General features: G+C 32.8%; 19 protein-coding genes. 10 read left to right on the forward strand and 9 right to left on the reverse strand.

The annotated features are described in order from the left end of the window. Positions 1-55: 55 nt before the first annotated feature. Entirely contained in the window at positions 56-379 is a 324-nt protein-coding gene (locus J3S90_RS14535; protein WP_236023974.1) for a hypothetical protein, read from the reverse strand. A 343-nt stretch (positions 380-722) separates the two neighbouring features. On the opposite strand from J3S90_RS14535, the gene rlmD reads away from it, so the two are divergent. The 3 genes from rlmD (at position 723) to J3S90_RS14550 (ending at position 3583) form a co-directional block, all read left to right on the forward strand. Beyond that, positions 723-2135 (forward strand): 23S rRNA (uracil(1939)-C(5))-methyltransferase RlmD, encoded by a 1413-nt coding sequence (rlmD, locus tag J3S90_RS14540; RefSeq protein WP_210646796.1) that lies wholly within the window; start codon positions 723-725, stop codon positions 2133-2135. Positions 2136-2238: 103 nt separating this feature from the next. Continuing rightward, positions 2239-2760 (forward strand): DUF6452 family protein, encoded by a 522-nt coding sequence (locus J3S90_RS14545; RefSeq protein ID WP_188051525.1) that lies wholly within the window; start codon positions 2239-2241, stop codon positions 2758-2760. Beyond that, entirely contained in the window at positions 2732-3583 is an 852-nt protein-coding gene (locus tag J3S90_RS14550; protein WP_210646797.1) for a DUF6048 family protein, read from the forward strand. Before J3S90_RS14545 ends, J3S90_RS14550 begins: the two co-directional genes overlap by 29 nt. A gap of 77 nt (positions 3584-3660) precedes the next feature. Here the strand turns inward: J3S90_RS14550 and J3S90_RS14555 are convergent, their stop codons facing one another. Together J3S90_RS14555 and J3S90_RS14560 are read right to left on the reverse strand one after the other, a co-directional pair. Next, positions 3661-3897 (reverse strand): hypothetical protein, encoded by a 237-nt coding sequence (locus tag J3S90_RS14555; RefSeq protein WP_188051527.1) that lies wholly within the window; start codon positions 3895-3897, stop codon positions 3661-3663. Positions 3898-3942: 45 nt separating this feature from the next. Then, the gene (locus J3S90_RS14560) at positions 3943-5139 is read right to left on the reverse strand and encodes a THUMP domain-containing class I SAM-dependent RNA methyltransferase (RefSeq protein WP_210646798.1); all 1197 of its coding nucleotides are present in this window, start codon (positions 5137-5139) and stop codon (positions 3943-3945) included. Between the two features lie 204 nt (positions 5140-5343). On the opposite strand from J3S90_RS14560, the gene J3S90_RS14565 reads away from it, so the two are divergent. The 7 genes from J3S90_RS14565 (at position 5344) to J3S90_RS14595 (ending at position 9964) form a co-directional block, all read left to right on the forward strand. Beyond that, entirely contained in the window at positions 5344-6108 is a 765-nt protein-coding gene (locus J3S90_RS14565) for a class I SAM-dependent methyltransferase (protein WP_188051529.1), read from the forward strand. Next, positions 6109-6804, forward strand: a complete 696-nt coding sequence (locus J3S90_RS14570) for a ZIP family metal transporter (RefSeq protein ID WP_188051530.1) — start codon at positions 6109-6111, stop codon at positions 6802-6804. It abuts the gene before it with no gap. A gap of 150 nt (positions 6805-6954) precedes the next feature. After that, positions 6955-7776, forward strand: coding sequence for an N-acetylmuramic acid 6-phosphate etherase (gene murQ / locus J3S90_RS14575; protein WP_210646799.1), 822 nt, complete (start codon positions 6955-6957; stop codon positions 7774-7776). Positions 7777-7820: 44 nt separating this feature from the next. After that, positions 7821-8042, forward strand: coding sequence for a DUF6095 family protein (locus tag J3S90_RS14580; RefSeq protein WP_188051532.1), 222 nt, complete (start codon positions 7821-7823; stop codon positions 8040-8042). Next, on the forward strand, positions 8042-8614 hold the full coding sequence (locus tag J3S90_RS14585; RefSeq protein WP_210646800.1) for a pentapeptide repeat-containing protein: 573 nt from the start codon (positions 8042-8044) through the stop codon (positions 8612-8614). Before J3S90_RS14580 ends, J3S90_RS14585 begins: the two co-directional genes overlap by 1 nt. A gap of 168 nt (positions 8615-8782) precedes the next feature. Beyond that, positions 8783-9157: a DNA topoisomerase IV gene (locus tag J3S90_RS14590; RefSeq protein WP_188051534.1), complete on the forward strand. Its 375-nt coding sequence runs from the start codon at positions 8783-8785 to the stop codon at positions 9155-9157. 36 nt (positions 9158-9193) lie between these two features. Then, positions 9194-9964 (forward strand): TerC family protein, encoded by a 771-nt coding sequence (locus J3S90_RS14595; RefSeq protein ID WP_210646801.1) that lies wholly within the window; start codon positions 9194-9196, stop codon positions 9962-9964. A 39-nt stretch (positions 9965-10003) separates the two neighbouring features. On the opposite strand, the gene J3S90_RS14600 is transcribed toward J3S90_RS14595, so the two are convergent. From J3S90_RS14600 to ychF, 6 genes are all read right to left on the reverse strand, one after another. Then, the gene (locus tag J3S90_RS14600; RefSeq protein ID WP_210646802.1) at positions 10004-12709 is read right to left on the reverse strand and encodes a DNA gyrase/topoisomerase IV subunit A; all 2706 of its coding nucleotides are present in this window, start codon (positions 12707-12709) and stop codon (positions 10004-10006) included. Between the two features lie 53 nt (positions 12710-12762). Continuing rightward, positions 12763-13848 (reverse strand): PDDEXK nuclease domain-containing protein, encoded by a 1086-nt coding sequence (locus J3S90_RS14605; protein ID WP_210646803.1) that lies wholly within the window; start codon positions 13846-13848, stop codon positions 12763-12765. 154 nt (positions 13849-14002) lie between these two features. Then, positions 14003-15865, reverse strand: coding sequence for a DNA topoisomerase IV subunit B (locus J3S90_RS14610; RefSeq protein WP_188051538.1), 1863 nt, complete (start codon positions 15863-15865; stop codon positions 14003-14005). Between the two features lie 133 nt (positions 15866-15998). Further along, a complete protein-coding gene (gene pncB, locus J3S90_RS14615) occupies positions 15999-17195 on the reverse strand; it encodes a nicotinate phosphoribosyltransferase (protein WP_210646804.1) in 1197 nt (398 codons plus the stop codon). 6 nt (positions 17196-17201) lie between these two features. Next, positions 17202-17726, reverse strand: coding sequence for an NADPH-dependent FMN reductase (locus tag J3S90_RS14620; RefSeq protein WP_210646805.1), 525 nt, complete (start codon positions 17724-17726; stop codon positions 17202-17204). 253 nt (positions 17727-17979) lie between these two features. Then, positions 17980-19074 carry a redox-regulated ATPase YchF gene (gene ychF, locus J3S90_RS14625; RefSeq protein ID WP_188051541.1) on the reverse strand — a complete coding sequence of 365 codons (1095 nt, stop codon included), beginning with the start codon at positions 19072-19074 and terminating at the stop codon, positions 17980-17982. Between the last annotated feature and the right edge of the window lie 76 nt (positions 19075-19150).

Below are 19150 nucleotides of genomic sequence, written 5' to 3' on the forward strand. Positions count from 1 at the left end.
TTGATTTATTTGGGGCAACACGAAACATAATTTGATTGCAACTCTAAAAAAAATATTATTGAATAAAATTGAGTGTTATCAATAAGATTATAATCAAGATTCCTATTAAAGCGACAATAAAAAACAAATCAGCAATTTTTTCTAATTTAACTTTTCGAGGAGTAAATTTTGATCGAATTGAAAAAAAGGAAAACAAACAAGAGAGTACTAAAAAAACTGCAATCACAGAGGTAAATTCATCTATTTTACTCCCTATAATACTTCCATTCATTCGCAAAGAAGTGATTACAAAAAGACAAAAACCTAATAGATTAGCCGAAGTATTCACAATATGAGGAGCAGTTTTCTTAGCCATATTCAAAGACAATGTTAAATACATAGTAAATTTATAAAGTTGTTACTTAAGAAAATTATAAATTATAGAACTTTAACTTTTTATTTACTTTCTATTCATTAATTCACAATGTTTCCATCTTTTAAGAAAACCCATCCTAAATAAAAACATCTGATCTTTAAAAAACTAACACTCTTAATATTACCATTCCTACAACATAATTATTAAAAGAATTTCTTAAAGAATTCTCCTCTACTTTTATTTTTTATTAGCACTCAAATTGCATTTTATAGCATTTTATAGCATCTTGTCAGAATAAATTAGATAGTTTTTGAAAATATTTTGAAATTTGAATTTATAAAACCAATCAAAGGCTTATTTTTGCGCTATGGCTAAGAAAAATACAGACAAAGTTGTCTTTCATCAAATAAAAGTCCTTGATGCTGGTGCAAAAGGCGTTTCGGTAGCAAAGGCTCCCGATGGTAAAGTAGTTTTTATTCCTAATGTCGTTCCTGGCGATGTAGTAGACGTGCAAACATTCAAAAAACGCAAAGCCTATTACGAAGGAAAAGCAGTTCATTTTCATGAATTCTCAGAACATCGTGTAACTCCTATTTGTGAACATTTTGGAGTTTGTGGTGGTTGTAAATGGCAAAATATGAAATACAGCCAACAACTGTATTACAAGCAAAATGAAGTATTAAATCACTTACAGCGCATAGGAAAAGTAGAACTTCCTGAATTCGAACCGATTTTAGGTTCAGAAAAACAGTTCTTCTACAGAAACAAAATGGAATTTTCCTTTTCAAACAGCCGTTGGTTAACTGAAAAAGAAATTGAAAGCACCGAAGATTTAGGAAATAGAAATGCACTTGGTTTTCATATTCCAAAAATGTGGGACAAAATTCTAGACATTAACAAATGTCATTTACAAGAAGATCCATCGAATGCCATTCGCAATGAAGTTCGCGCTTTTGCCAATGAACATGGATTAACTTTCTTTAATCCTAGAGCACATGAAGGTTTATTACGTACTTTGATGTTGCGTACTGCTTCTACTGGTGAAATCATGGTTTTAATTCAGTTTTTTGAAAACGATAAAGCCAAAAGAGAATTACTTCTTGATCATCTTTACGAGAAATTCCCTCAAATTACATCTTTACAATATGTTATAAATAGTAAAGCAAATGATACTTTGTATGATACGGACATCAAATTATATAAAGGTAGAGATTATATTCTGGAAGAAATGGAAGGTTTAAAATTTAGTATTAATGCTAAATCTTTTTACCAAACCAATTCAGATCAAGCATACGAATTATACAAAATAACAAGAGATTTTGCTGGATTAACAGGTAATGAAATAGTTTACGATTTATATACCGGAACCGGTACAATTGCACAATTTGTTTCTAAAAAGGCTAAGAAAGTAATTGGCGTAGAAAGTGTTCCAGAAGCCATTAAAGATGCCAAGTTAAATGCTGAACGCAATGAAATTACTAATTGTGAGTTCTTTGTAGGTGATATGAAAGTGGTATTTAATGATGATTTTATCGCTCAACACGGTCATCCAGACGTAATTATTACTGATCCTCCAAGAGATGGTATGCATAAGGATGTTATTGAACAAATTATGAAAATTGCTCCTGAAAAAGTGGTTTATGTAAGTTGTAACTCTGCTACACAAGCGCGCGATTTAGCATTAATGGACGAGAAATATAAGGTAACAAGAGTCCGTCCCGTAGATATGTTTCCGCAAACGCATCACGTAGAAAACGTAGTGTTGCTAGAAAGAAGGTAATATTAAGTAAACGTTAGAAGATGTTGCTCTGAAATATTAATTTTAAAAGTACGATTGTCTTTTATGATTATTTTTTGCTAGTAATTTTTGAATTTAAGGATTTATGAAAAAAATAATTTTATTGGTATTGGTTTTCGCCTTCACTTTCTCTTCTTGTGAAAAAGATGATATTTGTGATGCAAATACACCTACAACACCTCGTCTAGTGATTAGTTTTTATGATTTTTTGAATCCTTCGGTTTTAAAAAATGTAAATAATTTAAAAGTAGTAGGTGAAGGAATGCCAAATGGTATTCTTTTTGGCGGATTACAAACCACAAGTGCCAACACCATTTCTATTCCTCTAAAAACTGTAGGTACGAATACAACCTATAGGTTTACATTAAATTTTGCAGATTCAAATCCAGCAAATGTGGATGAAGACATTATACGATTTGATTACAGTACTAAAGAAATCTTTGTTTCTAGAGCGTGTGGTTATAAAACTAATTTCACATTAGATCCTACAAATCCTTATACACATACCGATCCCGTAGATCCTAGTAAAAGATGGATGAAATTTATATCGGTTGAAAAAAATAATATTGAAAACGAAAATGAAACACACATTAAGATCTTTTTTTAGTTTTTTTCTCGTTTTAGCGTTGACTGTAGTTCAGGCACAAGAAACTAGCCCAAAACCCAAAACACCAAAACAAAGCCTACCAGAGAAAAATATTCCTGCCACTGAAAAAACAGAACAGGAAATCCCTAGTACGCCATTGCCATTGGTAGAAATAGAACCTGTAGTAAAAAAAGAATTAACAACGACACAGAAAACAGATAGGTATGGTGTGCGAGTTGGTCTAGACTTATATAAACTCACTAGAGCCTTATATGATAAAAACTATAAAGGAATTGAACTCGTAGGCGATTACCGATTAACAAAAAAATACTTTTTGGCTGCCGAATTAGGGAACGAAAATAAAACGACAGATGATGATCGTGTAAATTTCACTACAAAAGGTTCCTACATAAAAGCTGGTTTTGATTACAACGCTTATGAAAACTGGCTAGATATGGAAAACATTATCTCTATTGGATTGCGATATGGTTTTAGTACTTTTAATCAGCAATTAAATAATTACAGAATTTACAATTCTAATCCGTATTTTGGAGAAACTCCTATAATTTCTTCAGGGAAAAGTTTTGATGGATTGTCTGCAAGTTGGATTGAAGTGGTTGCCGGGGTGAAAGCAAAAGTATTTAACAATGTTTTTATGGGCTTTAGCCTTAGACTAAACCGACTAATTACTAATAAAGAACCTGAAAACTTCTCTAATTTGTACATACCCGGTTTTAATAGAACTTACGATGGTAGTTTTGGAGTAGGATTTAATTACACCGTAACTTATTTTGTACCAATCTATAAAAAGAAAATAAAAATACCTGTCAAAGAGAAAAAATAACTTGGAGATGATTTCATAAAAAAGGAGATAAATTCGTAATGAAAGTATCTCCTTTTTTTTATTTTCTGATAAAAAATCTATCCTATTTCTTTAATTCCTTTCATAAAAATCCACTTCATGTAGAATTTTTCACCATCCTTTGTTCTTATCGCTTGAAATTTTGGTGATAATAGTGTTCCAATTGCAAATGCTGTTAATGGAATCCAAAATCCAGTTAAATTAGTGTACTGTGCCACCAAATATCTTGCAGAAATAAATAATATTGCAAAGCATCCCAGTTGATAAATAAATGCTCGTATTTGTAATTTAGTCATCCGATTTCTAATTTTGAGTTATATTAATTTAAAAACAATTTGAAATTATAAACTAGCATCTGGTGTATTTGAATTATCTTCCGGAACCACCTGAAACTTTGTTCTCTTACTTCCTTCGTACATTTCGTACTTTACCAAACGGGCTTCTAATCCGGCATTAAAAAGTTTAATTTTTCTGGAAGGCTTTAATCCCACATATTTTAATGCTTCTAAATTGGCTGTAATCATCCAAGCATTGGTACCTGGATAATTTTTCTTCAAGGTGTCACCAATACTTTTATAAAATTCCTCCATATGTATATCCAATCGTTCATCATAAGGCGGATTGAACACTAAGTGCAATTTCCCTTCTGTTGTTTTTTCAGTATCAAAAAAGTTGTTTTCCTCGATAGTTATATAGTCATCAAGATTCGCATTTTTTATATTGTCTTTTGCTTTCTGAACGGCACTTGGTGCTTTATCATATCCTTTAATCGTATGATGAAACTCACGAACGCGTTTCAATAAACTATCAGATATAGCGTCAAACAAATTATTATCCCAATCATTCCATTTTTCGAAAGCAAATTCTTTACGGTTAATGTTTGCTGGAATATTACAAGCAATCATCGCCGCTTCGGCAAGAAAAGTTCCAGATCCACACATTGGATCTAAGAAATCAGTTTGTCCGTCCCAACCCGAAAGCAATAAAATTCCTGCAGCCAAAACCTCATTTATAGGAGCAATATTGGTAGCGGTTCTATAACCACGCTGGTTTAAAGCATTACCAGAAGTATCAAGGGCGACAGAAACTTGATCTTTATCAATATGAATATTAATTCGCAAATCAGGATGCACTTTATCAATACTTGGTCTTTGACCTGTTCTTTCGCGAAATTGATCCACAATGGCATCTTTACACTTTTGTGAAACAAACTCAGAATGATTAAAATATTCAGAATGTACTGTTGTATCAATCACAAAAGTTTGATTGGCACCAATTAACTTAGACCAATTCACTCCAGAAATACCTTTGTATAAAGCTTGTTCATTATTGGCTTTGAAAAAATAAATCGGTTTTAATATTTTCAAAGCAGTACGCAAAGCTAAATTTGCTTTGTACATAAATCCTTTGTCTCCCTTAAAACTTACCATTCTCACGCCTTGCTCTACATTTTGCGCGCCTAACATTTGCAATTCTTTTGCTAATATCTCCTCAAAACCAAAAAAGGTTTTGGCAACCATTTTAAAATTATCTTCCATTTTTCTATAAATTCCAACAAGTAAATCCTAACTGTATCAGCAACAAAAAAACATTTTTGAGAGGTACTTTAGTAACACTACTTTTTATGGGAGTAAGTATTAAAAAAATATATGCTTTTGTTCTGTTTGTATCGCAGGGAAATAGTTCTTTTTCTGCAAAAATACACTAAATTTGCATCAATCGAATTAATTGAAAAAGAATAAATGTCTGAAGCTCAAAAACTGTCAACAGAAAATCAAGTAAAACCAGCAGAAAAGTGGTACTCTTCCTGGTTTGACACACCATATTATCACATTCTTTATAAAGAACGCAACTATAGAGAAGCGCAAGTTTTCATGGATAATTTAACACATTATCTAAACCTTCCTGAAAAAGCAAAAGTATTGGACTTAGCCTGCGGAAAAGGTCGTCACTCTATTTATTTGAATCAACTGGGTTTTGATGTACTCGGTGCAGATCTATCCGAAAATAGTATTGCCGAGGCGAACAAAAATGCAAACGAAACCTTACACTTTAAAGTGCACGATATGCGAGTGCCTTTTGAGGAAAAATACGATGCAATTTTCAATTTATTTACCAGTTTTGGATATTTTGAAAATGAAGAAGACAATTTAACGACTTTAAAAGCCATTAAAGAAAGTCTATCTGAATATGGATTTGCAGCAATCGATTTTATGAATGTGCACCAAGTTGTTAACACTTTGGTTCCAGAAGAAACCAAAACTGTTGATGAAATTGATTTTCACATCAAACGTTATTTGAAAGACGGTCACATATACAAAGAAATTGATTTTGAAGATAAAGGGCAACAATTTCATTTTACCGAAAAAGTAAAAGCATTAACGCTTCAAGATTTTGAACAATTGATGGAGGAAGCCGGAATCTACTTATTGGATATTTTTGGTGACTATAAATTAAAAAAATTCCACAAAACAGAAAGCGAGCGATTAATCATGATTTTTAAATAAATGAATTATCTATTACCCTTACTTTCGGTCCTTTTAGGATATTGTATTGCTTTGGTTTTAAGACCAAAAAACAAAACCAATCTAAAGCTACTTTTGGCTTTTAGTGGTTCCTTCTTGCTTTCCTTAACCGTAATGCATTTGTTGCCAGAAGTGTACGCAGTACATAATCATGACGTTGGTGAAGTCCATAATGATACTGCAGGAATCTTTATTATGATAGGAATTTTATTCCAAATTATTTTAGAGTTTTTCTCCAAAGGTGCAGAACACGGACATGTTCATGGAAATCCGAACCTTTCTCATATTCCATGGTTATTGTTCATTAGTCTTTGTATCCATGCGTTTTTAGAAGGTTTCCCTGTTGGTCATGATCACGGAAAACTAGCATTAGGAATTGCTATTCATCATCTTCCTATAGCTATTATTTTAACTACTTTTTTCATCAATTCGCATTTAAACAAGAAAGCAATTTTTGCTTTTATGCTCACATTTGCATTGATGACGCCTTTAGGAACATTGGCGTCAGAATATCTTACAGGATTAAACGAGTATCACAGCCAAATTACAGCTATAGTAATTGGAATATTATTTCATATTTCTTCTACAATTATCTTTGAGAGTAGCGAAGGACACAAGTTTAATATCGCCAAAGTTTCTATGATAGTAATTGGAATTGCATTAGCCTATTTTTTATAAATTTATAATTTGAACGTTCTATTGAAGCTAAAAAGCGATTTATCACAAACCTTCCCAATAGAAATTAATTTTTATTATTGCTTATAATTTACTCAAATATATCATTCACAGATCGTAAGTTTCCCTATATAATTTAGAACCGTATTTAAAATGACCTTCACAAAGACTACAGAACAGCCTTCAAAGTACCAACATTTAGAAAAAATGTCAGTTAAGGATGTGATTTACAATATGAATCAAGAGGATCAAACTGTTCCACTTGCTGTTGCAAAAGCATTACCTCAAATTGAAAATTTAATAAATGTAATTGTAGCCAAAATGAAATTAGGCGGCCGTCTATTTTATATTGGAGCGGGAACATCCGGTCGTTTAGGGATTGTAGATGCCTCAGAATGTCCTCCTACCTTTGGTGTTGCATTCGATTTGGTTATCGCAATTATTGCTGGCGGCGATACTGCCATTCGCAAAGCAGTAGAAAATGCAGAAGACAATACCACACAAGCTTGGTTAGATTTACAACTACATAACATAAGCGAAAAGGATGTTGTAGTAGGAATTGCTGCATCAGGAACAACGCCTTATGTAATTTCTGGTTTGGAAGCATGCAATAAAAGAAATATTATTACGGGAAGTATTTCCTGCAATTTAGGAAGTCCGATTTCACAAACTGCAAAATTTCCCATAGATGTAGTTGTAGGTCCAGAATTTGTTACCGGAAGTTCTAGAATGAAAGCAGGAACTGCACAAAAGCTTGTCCTTAATATGATAACAACTACCACTATGATTCAGTTAGGGAAAGTAAAAGGTAATAAAATGGTCGATATGCAACTAAGCAATAGTAAGTTAGTAGATCGTGGTGTAAAAATGATAATGGATGAAATTGAAGTTCCTTATGAAAAAGCTAGCGAACTATTAAAAGAGTTTGGTAGCGTAAGAAAAGCAGTCGATTATTACAGTGTAAATCAACATTAATTCAGGTACATTTACTACTTGAAATTTAATTTTAAATTCAAAAAATGGCAACTAACAAACTTCTTTTAAATAAAGGATTAAAATATTTAGCTGGTGCTTTACCGCTTTTGTTTTTAGGACCGGCAGTTATTTATAATGCTTTTATTAATAAACAAAATGTATGGCATTATCTTGTATTGGCTGTAGGAATTATATTTTGTGGTATTGGAGTTTATCTTGCATTTTTAGGTTTGAAAACAATGGTAAAAAGTTTATTTAACGACTAATGGAAGACTTAATACACATTCAGAAAACATTTGAAAAAGTAGACTGGATCAATAAGAGAATTAATCATCGAGAATTTGAAGATTGCACTTTTAAAAATTGTGATTTTTCGAATAGTGATTTTTCGAATAATAGCTTTATGGATTGTGAATTTATTGATTGTAATTTATCAATGATTGACCTTACAGCAACAAGTATGAAAACGGTTGGTTTTAAGAACTGTAAGTTATTAGGAATCCATTTTAATAAATGCACGGACTTCTTATTTACAGTTACTTTTCAAGATTGTGTTTTAGATTATTCGTCATTTGCCAATAAAAAAATGCCCAAAACAAAGTTCAATTCTTGTTCGTTGAAAGAGGTAACTTTTACAGGCGCAAATCTTACACAATCTAGTTTTGAAAATTGTAATCTTGACAATGCTATTTTTAATGATACGTTATTAGCAGGCGTTGATTTTACATCAGCATACAATTACAAAATTGATCCTGAATTTAATCCTATGAAAAAAGCTAAATTTTCGATGCAAGGAATTCCTGGACTTTTAGATAAATACGATATTAAAATAGTATAATTGTACTGCCCCAGATGGAAGTGAAAATCCCGCAGGGAATAAAACTATTTTTTCTGGACAAAAAAGAGCGACTAGAAGAAGCTCCTTTTTTGTCATTAGAAAAAAAGTTTTATAACCGAGGAATTGCAATGTACAGCTGGAATAGGCCCTAATAATAAAAAATAAAATATGAAAAAGTTAATTTTACTTCCCCTACTCTTATTACTAATTTCGTGTTATGATGGGGAACGCAATTGCAAAGATTTTAAAACTGGAAAATTCAAGTTTGAACATACGGTTGATGGAGTAAAAAAAACAACTGTTTTTGAACGCAATGACAGTATTGAAATTGAAACTTATGAAGGAAAAACAGATACGGCTTCGGTACGATGGATTAGTGATTGCGAATATGTGTTAGTTAAATTACATCCAAAAAACAAAGCAGAAGAAAAAGCTATCAACATGAAAATTTTGACTACTACTAAAGATTCTTATACATTTGAATTCGGGATGATCGGTTCTGATACAAAACAAAGAGGAACTGTAACTAAAATTTCAGATTAATTTTTCTATAAAATTATAAACTATAACGAATAAAAAATGGAAGTATTTTTAAATCCAGATGCATGGATTGCTTTGTTGACCTTAACTTTTCTTGAAATTATATTGGGAATTGACAACATTATATTTATATCAATTGTAACTGGTAAATTACCAGTAGAAAAACGTAAAAAAGCGACACAAATCGGTTTGTTTTTAGCCATGTTCATGCGCATCGCTTTGCTTTTTGGAATTACGTTGCTAATTGCTATGAAAGAGCCTTTTTTCAGTATAAACTGGACTTGGTTTAGTGCTGATTTTACGGGTCAAGCGATGATCTTATTATTAGGAGGTTTATTTCTAATTTATAAAAGCACCAAAGAAATTCACGAAAAAGTAGATCATAAAGGGGAAGAAGAAAAGGATTTAAAAACTACTGCAGCAAAATCATTTGGAAATGTAATTTTCCAGATTTTATTAATTGACCTTATATTCTCTGTAGATAGTATTTTGACCGCTGTGGGAATGACCAATGGTGTTACTGGTGCTTTGTATATTATGGTAACTGCTGTAGTGATCTCGGTTGGAGTGATGATGCTTTTTGCGGTTCCAGTAGGGAATTTTGTAAACGCCAATCCATCGATACAAATTTTAGGTTTGGCTTTCTTAATCTTGATAGGTTTTATGTTGATTACAGAAAGTATGCACTTATCTAATGCTGCTTTAATGGGAGAACATGTAGGTGCAGTTCCTAAAGGCTATTTATACTTTGCCATTGCTTTTTCATTAGCTGTGGAATTCCTCAATATGAAAATGCGAAAGAAAAATTAATTTGATTTTATAAAAAAAGCGCTCAATGAGCGCTTTTTTTTATTCTAAACTTAAGGTTATTTGACCATCATCGTCTAATTCTAATGCTGTTTCGTCTAGATTATCATCCATTGCAATTTTCTCTGGAACAACCTCAACTGGAAGTTCATAATGCAATGGCTCTAGAAGGTTTACCTGTTTTAATTTATCAGTTGTCAATTGATTCCCTAATGCTTTAAATCCTTTCACAGCAATGTAGGATTCAATATCAACTGTAATGCTTTCTTTCTGAACTCCTTTTATTTTCGGGAAAATTAGTTCTGCAACTGGTCGATAATCCGTTGACACAATTTCTAATTGTGAATTGGGATGCTCAGTAATAAAACTTTCTTCTTTATTTTCTGTTTCGACTAAGAAACGCTTTATGTAATACCGTTCTTTTTCACCATCGTAATAAATAGCAGAAATTGGTTTCTTTGGAATCCATTTTTCAAGAACGACCATATCTTGATCAAAATGCGTAGCTAATTCTGGCGTGATTACTTTTAATTTTCCTGTTTGGGAAATTATCAAAATTTTATCACTCGGTCTAAATTCGCCAAGTAATTCTCCTCTTCCATCTACATTTAATCGTTGCACGGTATCATCAAACCAAACTTTTCGAGGCAAAAGAGTCGAAATTCCTTTCTCTTTCAATTCGATTTTTTTGATGGGATATTTGGTAACCAAGTTTCCTTTTGAACTTCTACCTTTTATCGCCAGATTAGCAAAATCAATATCGAATTTCAGTTTTTTAACCGTTCCTATTTGGCGTAGCAAAATAGTAATTACCTCCGCTTCTCCATTTGGATTACACGAAAAATACACTACTTGTGATCCTGCGGTTTCATTGGTTAAATCGTAGGCTTTGTCACGTGTTACACCCGAAACATTAAAACGTTTTATATACGAAGGTCCCGATTTTCCATCACGATAAATCATGTTATAAATCGTTCGTTTATCGCTTTTGTCAAAAATGGCAATGTGAATAATATCTTTCCCCACAAAGGTTTTAGCATCTACTTTTGTAATCATCATTTTTCCGTCACGAAGAAATACAATAACATCATCTATATCCGAACAATCGGTTACATATTCATCTTTTTTCAAACTTGTTCCTACGAAACCTTCTTCTTTATTTACATACAATTTCGTATTACGCAATACTACTTTTGTAGCTTCAATATCATCAAAAATACGAAGTTCCGTTTGACGTTCTCTGCCTTTTCCGTACTTCTCTTTTAATTTAGCGAAATAAGCAATAGCAAAATCAATCAGATGTTCTAAATGATGTTTTACTTGTTCAATATCACCTTCTAGCGCTTCAATTTTATCCTGCGCTTTATTACTGTCAAATTTAGAGATACGCATGATTCGGATATCCAATAAACGTAAAATATCTTCTTCGGTAACGGCGCGTTTTAAATGCTGAATATGCGGTTTTAAACCATCATCCACCGCTTTTAGTACGGTTTCACGAGTAGTCATTTCCTCAATATCACGATAGATTTTATTTTCGATAAAAATACGTTCTAAAGAAAGAAAATGCCATTGTTCCTCTAATTCACTCAGTTGAATTTCAAGTTCACTTTTTAGTAATTGTACCGTTCTGTTTGTTGAAATGCGCAACATATCAGAAACACCTACAAATAGCGGTTTGTTATCTTCAATCACACAGCCCAATGGCGCTACTGAAGTTTCACAAGCTGTAAAAGCAAATAAAGCATCAATGGTTTTATCAGGAGAAACTCCAGGGAAAAGGTGTATTAAAATCTCTACATCAGCCGCGGTGTTATCCTCAATTTTCTTGATTTTGATTTTACCTTTATCATTGGCTTTCAAAATACTATCAATCAAAGTCGTAGTATTAGTCGAAAACGGGATTTGGGTAATCACCAATGTATTCTTGTCGAGTTGCGCAATTTTAGCACGAACACGAACACGTCCCCCACGTAAACCATCGTTGTAGTTAGAAATGTCAGCAATTCCTTGCGTCATGAAATCCGGATACAAGGTAAAAGGTTTTCCTTTTAATATTTTGATAGAACAATCTATTAACTCATTAAAGTTATGAGGCAATACTTTCATCGACAGTCCAACCGCAATTCCTTCAGCTCCTTGCGCTAAAAGCAACGGGAATTTTACAGGAAGATTATTGGGTTCGGCACGACGACCATCATACGAAACACCCCAATCTGTAATTTTTGGAGAATATAAGACCTCCAAAGCAAACTTAGACAATCGCGCTTCAATGTAACGAGAAGCTGCTGCTCCATCACCAGTTAAGATATTCCCCCAGTTTCCTTGACAATCAATTAATAATTCTTTTTGGCCTATTTGCACCATTGCATCACCAATACTCTGATCCCCGTGAGGATGGTATTGCATGGTGTGACCAACTACGTTTGCTACTTTATTATACCGACCGTCATCCAATTCTTTTAGCGAGTGCATGATTCTGCGTTGTACTGGTTTAAAACCATCTTCAATCGCAGGAACGGCTCGCTCCAGAATTACATAAGAGGCATAATCCAGAAACCAGTCTTTATACATTCCCGTAACTTTGGTAATGGTATCGTTTCCGTCTTCTTGATTATCGTAAAAATGCTGTCCGCCTGAAGTTATGATATCTTCAAATCCTTCGTCGTTTGACTCGTTAGAATCATTCGTTTCGTTTTGCGATTCGTCTTCGTTTGGTATGATGTTATCTTCGTCTTCGTCTTTCATAAAAATGCTTAAAACTCAAATTATGGCGCTATAATAACTCCATTTAAATTCTTCTATATTTGTTCAATCAAATGGATTAATTCCTCTTTACTTGGCAACACCATTTTATATTTACTAGCAAAAATTTGTTCATTATTTTCTGGTAATGTGTATTCTACAACTAAATCACTTTTATTCTGACAAAGTACGATTCCAATTGTTTTATTCTCCTCTTCGAAACGCATTTCTCTGTCATAATAATTCACATACATTTGCATTTGACCTAAATCCTGATGTTTTAAATCTCCTATTTTTAAATCAATAAGAACGAAACATTTTAATATTCGGTTATAAAAAACCAAGTCGATTCTAAAATGTTTATCATCAAAAGTGATTCTTTTTTGTCTGGCAACAAACGTAAAACCATTCCCTAATTCTAACAGAAAGTGTTCTAATTTATTGATAATTTCTTCTTCAAGTTCATTTTCCGAATATTGATTTAACTCTGGTAAACCAAGAAATTCAAGAATGTAAGGATCTTTGATTATATCTTTTGGCTTCTCTATAATTTGTCCTTGTTGAGAAAGTTTCAAAATTCCTTCTTTATCTCTGCTTAAAGACAATCTCGTATATAAAGCAGTATCATATTGTCGCTTTAATTCCCGAACGCTCCAATTATTTTTTGCAGTTTCGATTTCATAAAAACTTCTTTCTTTTGCATCATCAATACGCATTAAGAATATGTAATGAGTCCACGTAAGATTGAATGAATTATTGTTTTTAAATAACGTAGTCATTGACTGTGTTTTTCCTTCCTCATAATTCGTCATCAGTGATGACGAATTTAAATCATCAGAAATCCGCATCAACGATGCGGAAATTGAATAAGTTAAATAAAACTTCCTCATTCTCTCCAAATTATCTATTGAAAATCCCTTTCCAAACTCTTGATTCAGCTCTTTTGAAAGTCCTTTTAATAATTGCTTACCATACTCAGCACGATCTTTTCCGTTTTGTTCTTCTTCTATAATCATTCGACCAATCTCATAATAAGTATAAACCATAGTTTGATTTATAGCTCGCACTACTTGTTGCTTTGATTGCTGAAGCAAATTGACAACTTGAGAGAATAACGAATTATTTTGAAGATTTTCTGACATCAATTATAGTATTCTTTATTTCTATTTAAAAATCTAATTCAATCTCGATTTTTTTTTAATTTTTAAAAATCATAAATGCAGTAGCAAGTCCAACAACAAAAGCAATAACCAGATAAAACATCTCTTTTTTACGTATCATATAATTATATTATTATTAGTTCTTTTCAATCACATCCAATTCCACCTTCAAATTCTTAATGATAAATTCTTGTCTGTCAGGCGTATTTTTACCCATATAAAAAGACAATAATTGCTCAATCGACGTATTTTTATCCATCATTACAGGATCTAAACGAATAGTTTCTCCAATGAAGTTTTTGAACTCATCTGGCGAAATCTCTCCCAAACCTTTAAATCGGGTAATTTCTGGTTTTGGTTTCAATTTTTCAATCGCTTCTTTTCGTTCGTCGTCTGAATAACAATAAATCGTTTCTTTCTTGTTTCTAACTCTAAAAAGTGGCGTTTGCAAAATATACAAGTGTCCTTCTTTTATCAATTCTGGAAAAAATTGCAAGAAAAAAGTAATTAACAACAATCGAATGTGCATTCCATCGACATCGGCATCAGTTGCAATTACAATATTGTTATAACGTAATTTTTCTAATCCATCTTCAATATCTAACGCCGCTTGCAGCAAGTTGAATTCTTCATTTTCATAAACAATTTTTTTACTCATTCCGTAAGAGTTCAAAGGCTTTCCTCGTAAACTAAAAACAGCTTGTGTATTTACATCGCGCGATTTTGTAATAGATCCAGATGCCGAATCTCCCTCAGTTATAAAAAGCGTGCTTTCTAAGTTTCTAGGATTTTTTGTATCTGGTAAATGCGCTCTACAATCTCTCAATTTTTTATTGTGCAGATTTGCTTTCTTAGCACGATCGGTAGCGAGTTTTCTAATTCCTGATAATTCCTTACGTTCTCTTTCGGCTTGCAAAATTTTGCGCAATAATGCTTCTGCAGTAACCGGATTCTTGTGTAAATAATTATCTAATTTTGTTTTCACAAAATCATTTACAAAAGTACGAACCGATGGCATTCCTGGATCTGAACCTATATCTGTAGAACCCAATTTAGTTTTGGTTTGTGACTCAAAAACAGGTTCCATTACTTTAATACTAATCGCACTTACAACCGATTTACGAACATCAGAGGCTTCAAAACTTTTATTGTAAAACTCTCTAATGGTTTTTACAATTGCTTCACGGTATGCTACTAAATGGGTTCCTCCTTGAGTGGTGTTTTGACCATTTACAAAAGAGTGGTATTCCTCGCTATATTGTGTTTTACTATGCGTTAATGCCATTTCGATATCCTCTCCTTTCAGGTGAATGATAGGATATTCTAAATCTTCAGCGTTAATCGTAGCTTCTAATAAATCTTTAAGTCCGTTTTCAGAATAGTATTTTTCTCCATTAAAAATAATCGTCAAACCATTGTTTAAGTAACAATAATTCTTGACCATTTTAATAACATACTCTAAACGGAATTTGTAATTCTTAAAAATAGTTTCATCGGGCGTAAAAGTAACTTTGGTTCCTTTTCGCTTAGTGGTTTCGATTATATCTTCTTCTAAAACTAAATTTCCAGCGGAGAATTCTGCTGCTTTTTGTTTTTCGTCACGAACCGATTCCACACGAAAATAATCAGACAAAGCATTTACGGCTTTGGTACCAACACCATTTAAACCAACTGATTTCTGGAAGGCTTTAGAATCGTATTTTCCTCCCGTATTCATTTTAGAAACGACATCAACTACTTTCCCTAACGGGATTCCACGACCATAATCCCGAACCGAAACTGTTTTATCTCTAATAGTCACTTCAATGGTTTTTCCAGCTCCCATCGCAAATTCATCGATACAGTTGTCTAAAACCTCTTTTAAAAGAATATAAATACCATCATCTGGCGAGGAACCATCTCCTAGTTTCCCGATATACATTCCGGGACGCATGCGAATGTGTTCTTTCCAGTCTAGTGACCGAATATTATCTTCGGTATATTGATTTTGATCGGACATTTTCTATTTTGTGGATTTTAACTTTGTTCTATTAGCCTTAGCTTTTTTGTATGGTATTGAGTGTGCTAATATAGGATATCTCAATATATTTTAAAAGAGCTACACTTCAAAATTATTAAAAATGATTTGACCTTTATAAAATCGATTCATTTAAAGATTCTATTCCTAAAACTTGTTGTGCCAAAGCAATCATTTTTGGAGTTCCTGTATGCTTATTTTTCTCATCTGATAATTTCACAACAGCTTCCCAATGACTGTTTTCAGGTTTGGTATCAGTAAGTTTAATTACCATATTCATAGCCGGTAAACCTACATCATTACTAAGATTTGTTCCAATCCCGAAAGACATTTTTATCTTTCCTCTACAAAAATCAGCAATGACTTTTACTTTTTCAAAATTCAAAGAGTCGGAGAAAACAATAATTTTTGATTTCGGATCAATTCCCATTTTTTCGTAATGCTCAATTGTTTTTTTGGCAAACTCAATTGGATCGCTACTATCGTGTCGAACACCATCAAAAAGTTTGGAAAACTTTTTATTAAACTGTTCAAAAAACACTTCGGTTGTGTATGTATCCGTTAAGGCAATCCCTAAATCTCCTTGGTATACTTTTGTCCAATTTTCGAGACTAACCGCATTCGCAACTTTAAATCCGTATTCCGAAGCATGATACATAAACCATTCGTGAGCATGTGTTCCCGATGGTTTTCTGTTTTGCAACATAGCTAAATGCACGTTACTTGTTCCTAAAAAACTGTTTGCACCAAAAGTATCTAAGGTTTCGTTAACCATTTTTTGGACTTTATAAGAATGACGGCGACGTGTTCCGAATTCTAAAATTACAACTCCTAAATCATTATAATTCTGTATTTTTTCTTTGGAGATTCGTTTTACTTCTTCATCGTCCAAACGAATTAAATTTTGAGAAGTATAAAAAAGCTCAGAAATTAAAGCCATCAAGGGAACTTCCCATAGAATCGTTCGGTACCAATATCCTTCAATAACTACTTTCAAGTCACTTCCCTCCTGCTCAATGGAAACTTCGGTAGGATCGTATTGATAGCCTTGTAAAAAATCCAAATAAGTTGGATCCAAATAAGGACAATTATCGGCAAGGAATTTTTTTTCGGTTACTGTCAATTTCAAATAAATCATTTGATCAACTGCTTTACGAAGTAAGTCAGCGAAATGAGTTGGAAATTGATGTTTACCACGATTAATAAATGCGTACCGAACTTTAGCCTTTGGAAAAAGTTTGATGACAGCATGTTGCATCGTAAATTTGTAAAAGTCATTATCTAAAATGGAATGTAATCGTACTGAAGTCATATATTTTTAAAAATTATCTGCGATTATTTTTTGAAGTTCATTTCGCATCTTATCGTTTTTAATTTCTTCTTTTTCAATATCAAAATTAGCCTCAAAACTTGGTAAGGAGAATGTCACTTTTACATTTCCTCCATAAAAAGGAAATGCATTTTTAGCAACTCCTAAAACGCTGGTTGCACCATTTGCTCCCGTAGAAGTTGACATTAAAAGCATTGGTTTGTCTTGAAAAACATCTTTTCTAATTCTGGTGCACCAATCAAAAATATTCTTAAAAGCCGCAGCGTAATTTCCGTTATGTTCTGCCATAGAAACTACCAAAATATCAGCAGTATTAATCTTGTCTAAAAAAGCTTGTGCCACACTATGTTTTCCTGTTTCTTTTTCTACATCAATACTAAATAGCGGAATCTGGAAATCGTTTAAATCGAGTATTTCTACTTCCGCATTTTTAAATAAGGAAGCTGCGTAAGTGGCTAATTTTTTATTAATAGAGTTAGTACTTGAACTTGCGCCAAAAGCTATAATTTTCATAAAAATTTATTTTTCTTAAATGTACTAAAAAATAAATTGTAGCAATCCCTTTTTACCCCAGATTGTAGTGGAAAGCATTTTTCAAGAAAGCTTATTTTTTTCTTGACCAGAAAGAGCGACTGGAAGAAGCTCCTTTATGGTCTTAGAAAAAAAAGCTTTCTAGGAAAATCTTGAAACGGAAAGCTGGAAATAGGTACAAAAAAAACTGCTAAATTTCTTTAGCAGTTTCTATTTTTCTTTGTAAAATATCTTATTATACGTTAAAACGGAAATGCATTACATCACCATCTTTTACGATATATTCTTTTCCTTCTACTTTGAATTTTCCTGCTTCTTTACATTTAGCTTCTGAACCGTAATGAACGAAATCTTCGTAAGCGATAACTTCTGCACGGATAAATCCTTTTTCGAAATCAGTATGAATTACTCCTGCTGCTTGAGGCGCAGTAGATCCAATATTGATAGTCCAAGCGCGAACTTCTTTTACACCTGCGGTAAAGTAGGTTTGTTGTTTTAATAATTTGTAAGCTGCACGGATTAAAACAGATGCACCTGGCTCGCTCAATCCCATATCTTCTAAGAAAACTTGACGCTCTTCGTAGCTTTCAAGCTCCGTGATGTCAGCTTCAGCTCCTACAGAAAGTATAATAACTTCAGCATCTTCATCTTTTACTAATTCGCGAACTTGATCTACATATTTATTTCCGCTAACTGCTGAATTTTCATCTACATTACAAACATACAAAACTGGTTTTGCTGTAATTAATTGGAAAGATTCCATCAAAATCTCTTCATCATTATTTTGAGGTGTAATGGTACGAGCTGATTTTGCTTGTAACAGCGATTCTCTGATGCGATCTAATAGTGCTTTTTCGGTTTGCGCTTCTTTATTTCCAGTTTTAGCAGCACGATTTACTTTTTCTAAACGTTTTTCAACCGTTTCTAAGTCTTTTAATTGCAACTCGATATCAATCGTTTCTTTGTCGCGAATTGGGTTTACATTTCCATCAACGTGAACGATATTATCGTTATCAAAACAACGTAAAACGTGAATAATAGCGTTACACTCTCTAATGTTTCCAAGAAATTGATTTCCTAAACCTTCTCCTTTACTAGCTCCTTTTACCAATCCTGCAATATCTACAATATCAACAGTAGCCATTTGAACACGCTCTGGTTTTACTAATTCTTCTAGTTTTTCTATTCTTGGATCTGGTACGTTTACAACTCCTATGTTTGGCTCGATAGTACAAAAAGGAAAATTAGCACTTTGCGCCTTTGCATTTGACAAACAATTAAATAATGTTGATTTTCCAACATTTGGTAACCCTACAATTCCTGCTTTCATACTATTTAAGTTTACAAATAGCAGTTGCCCGCTACGCGTTTTTTTATAATTTCTTTTTAAAGTCTGCAAATATAAG

This window comes from Flavobacterium flabelliforme (assembly GCF_017948675.1).
Taxonomy (GTDB): Bacteria; Bacteroidota; Bacteroidia; order Flavobacteriales; family Flavobacteriaceae; genus Flavobacterium; species Flavobacterium pygoscelis.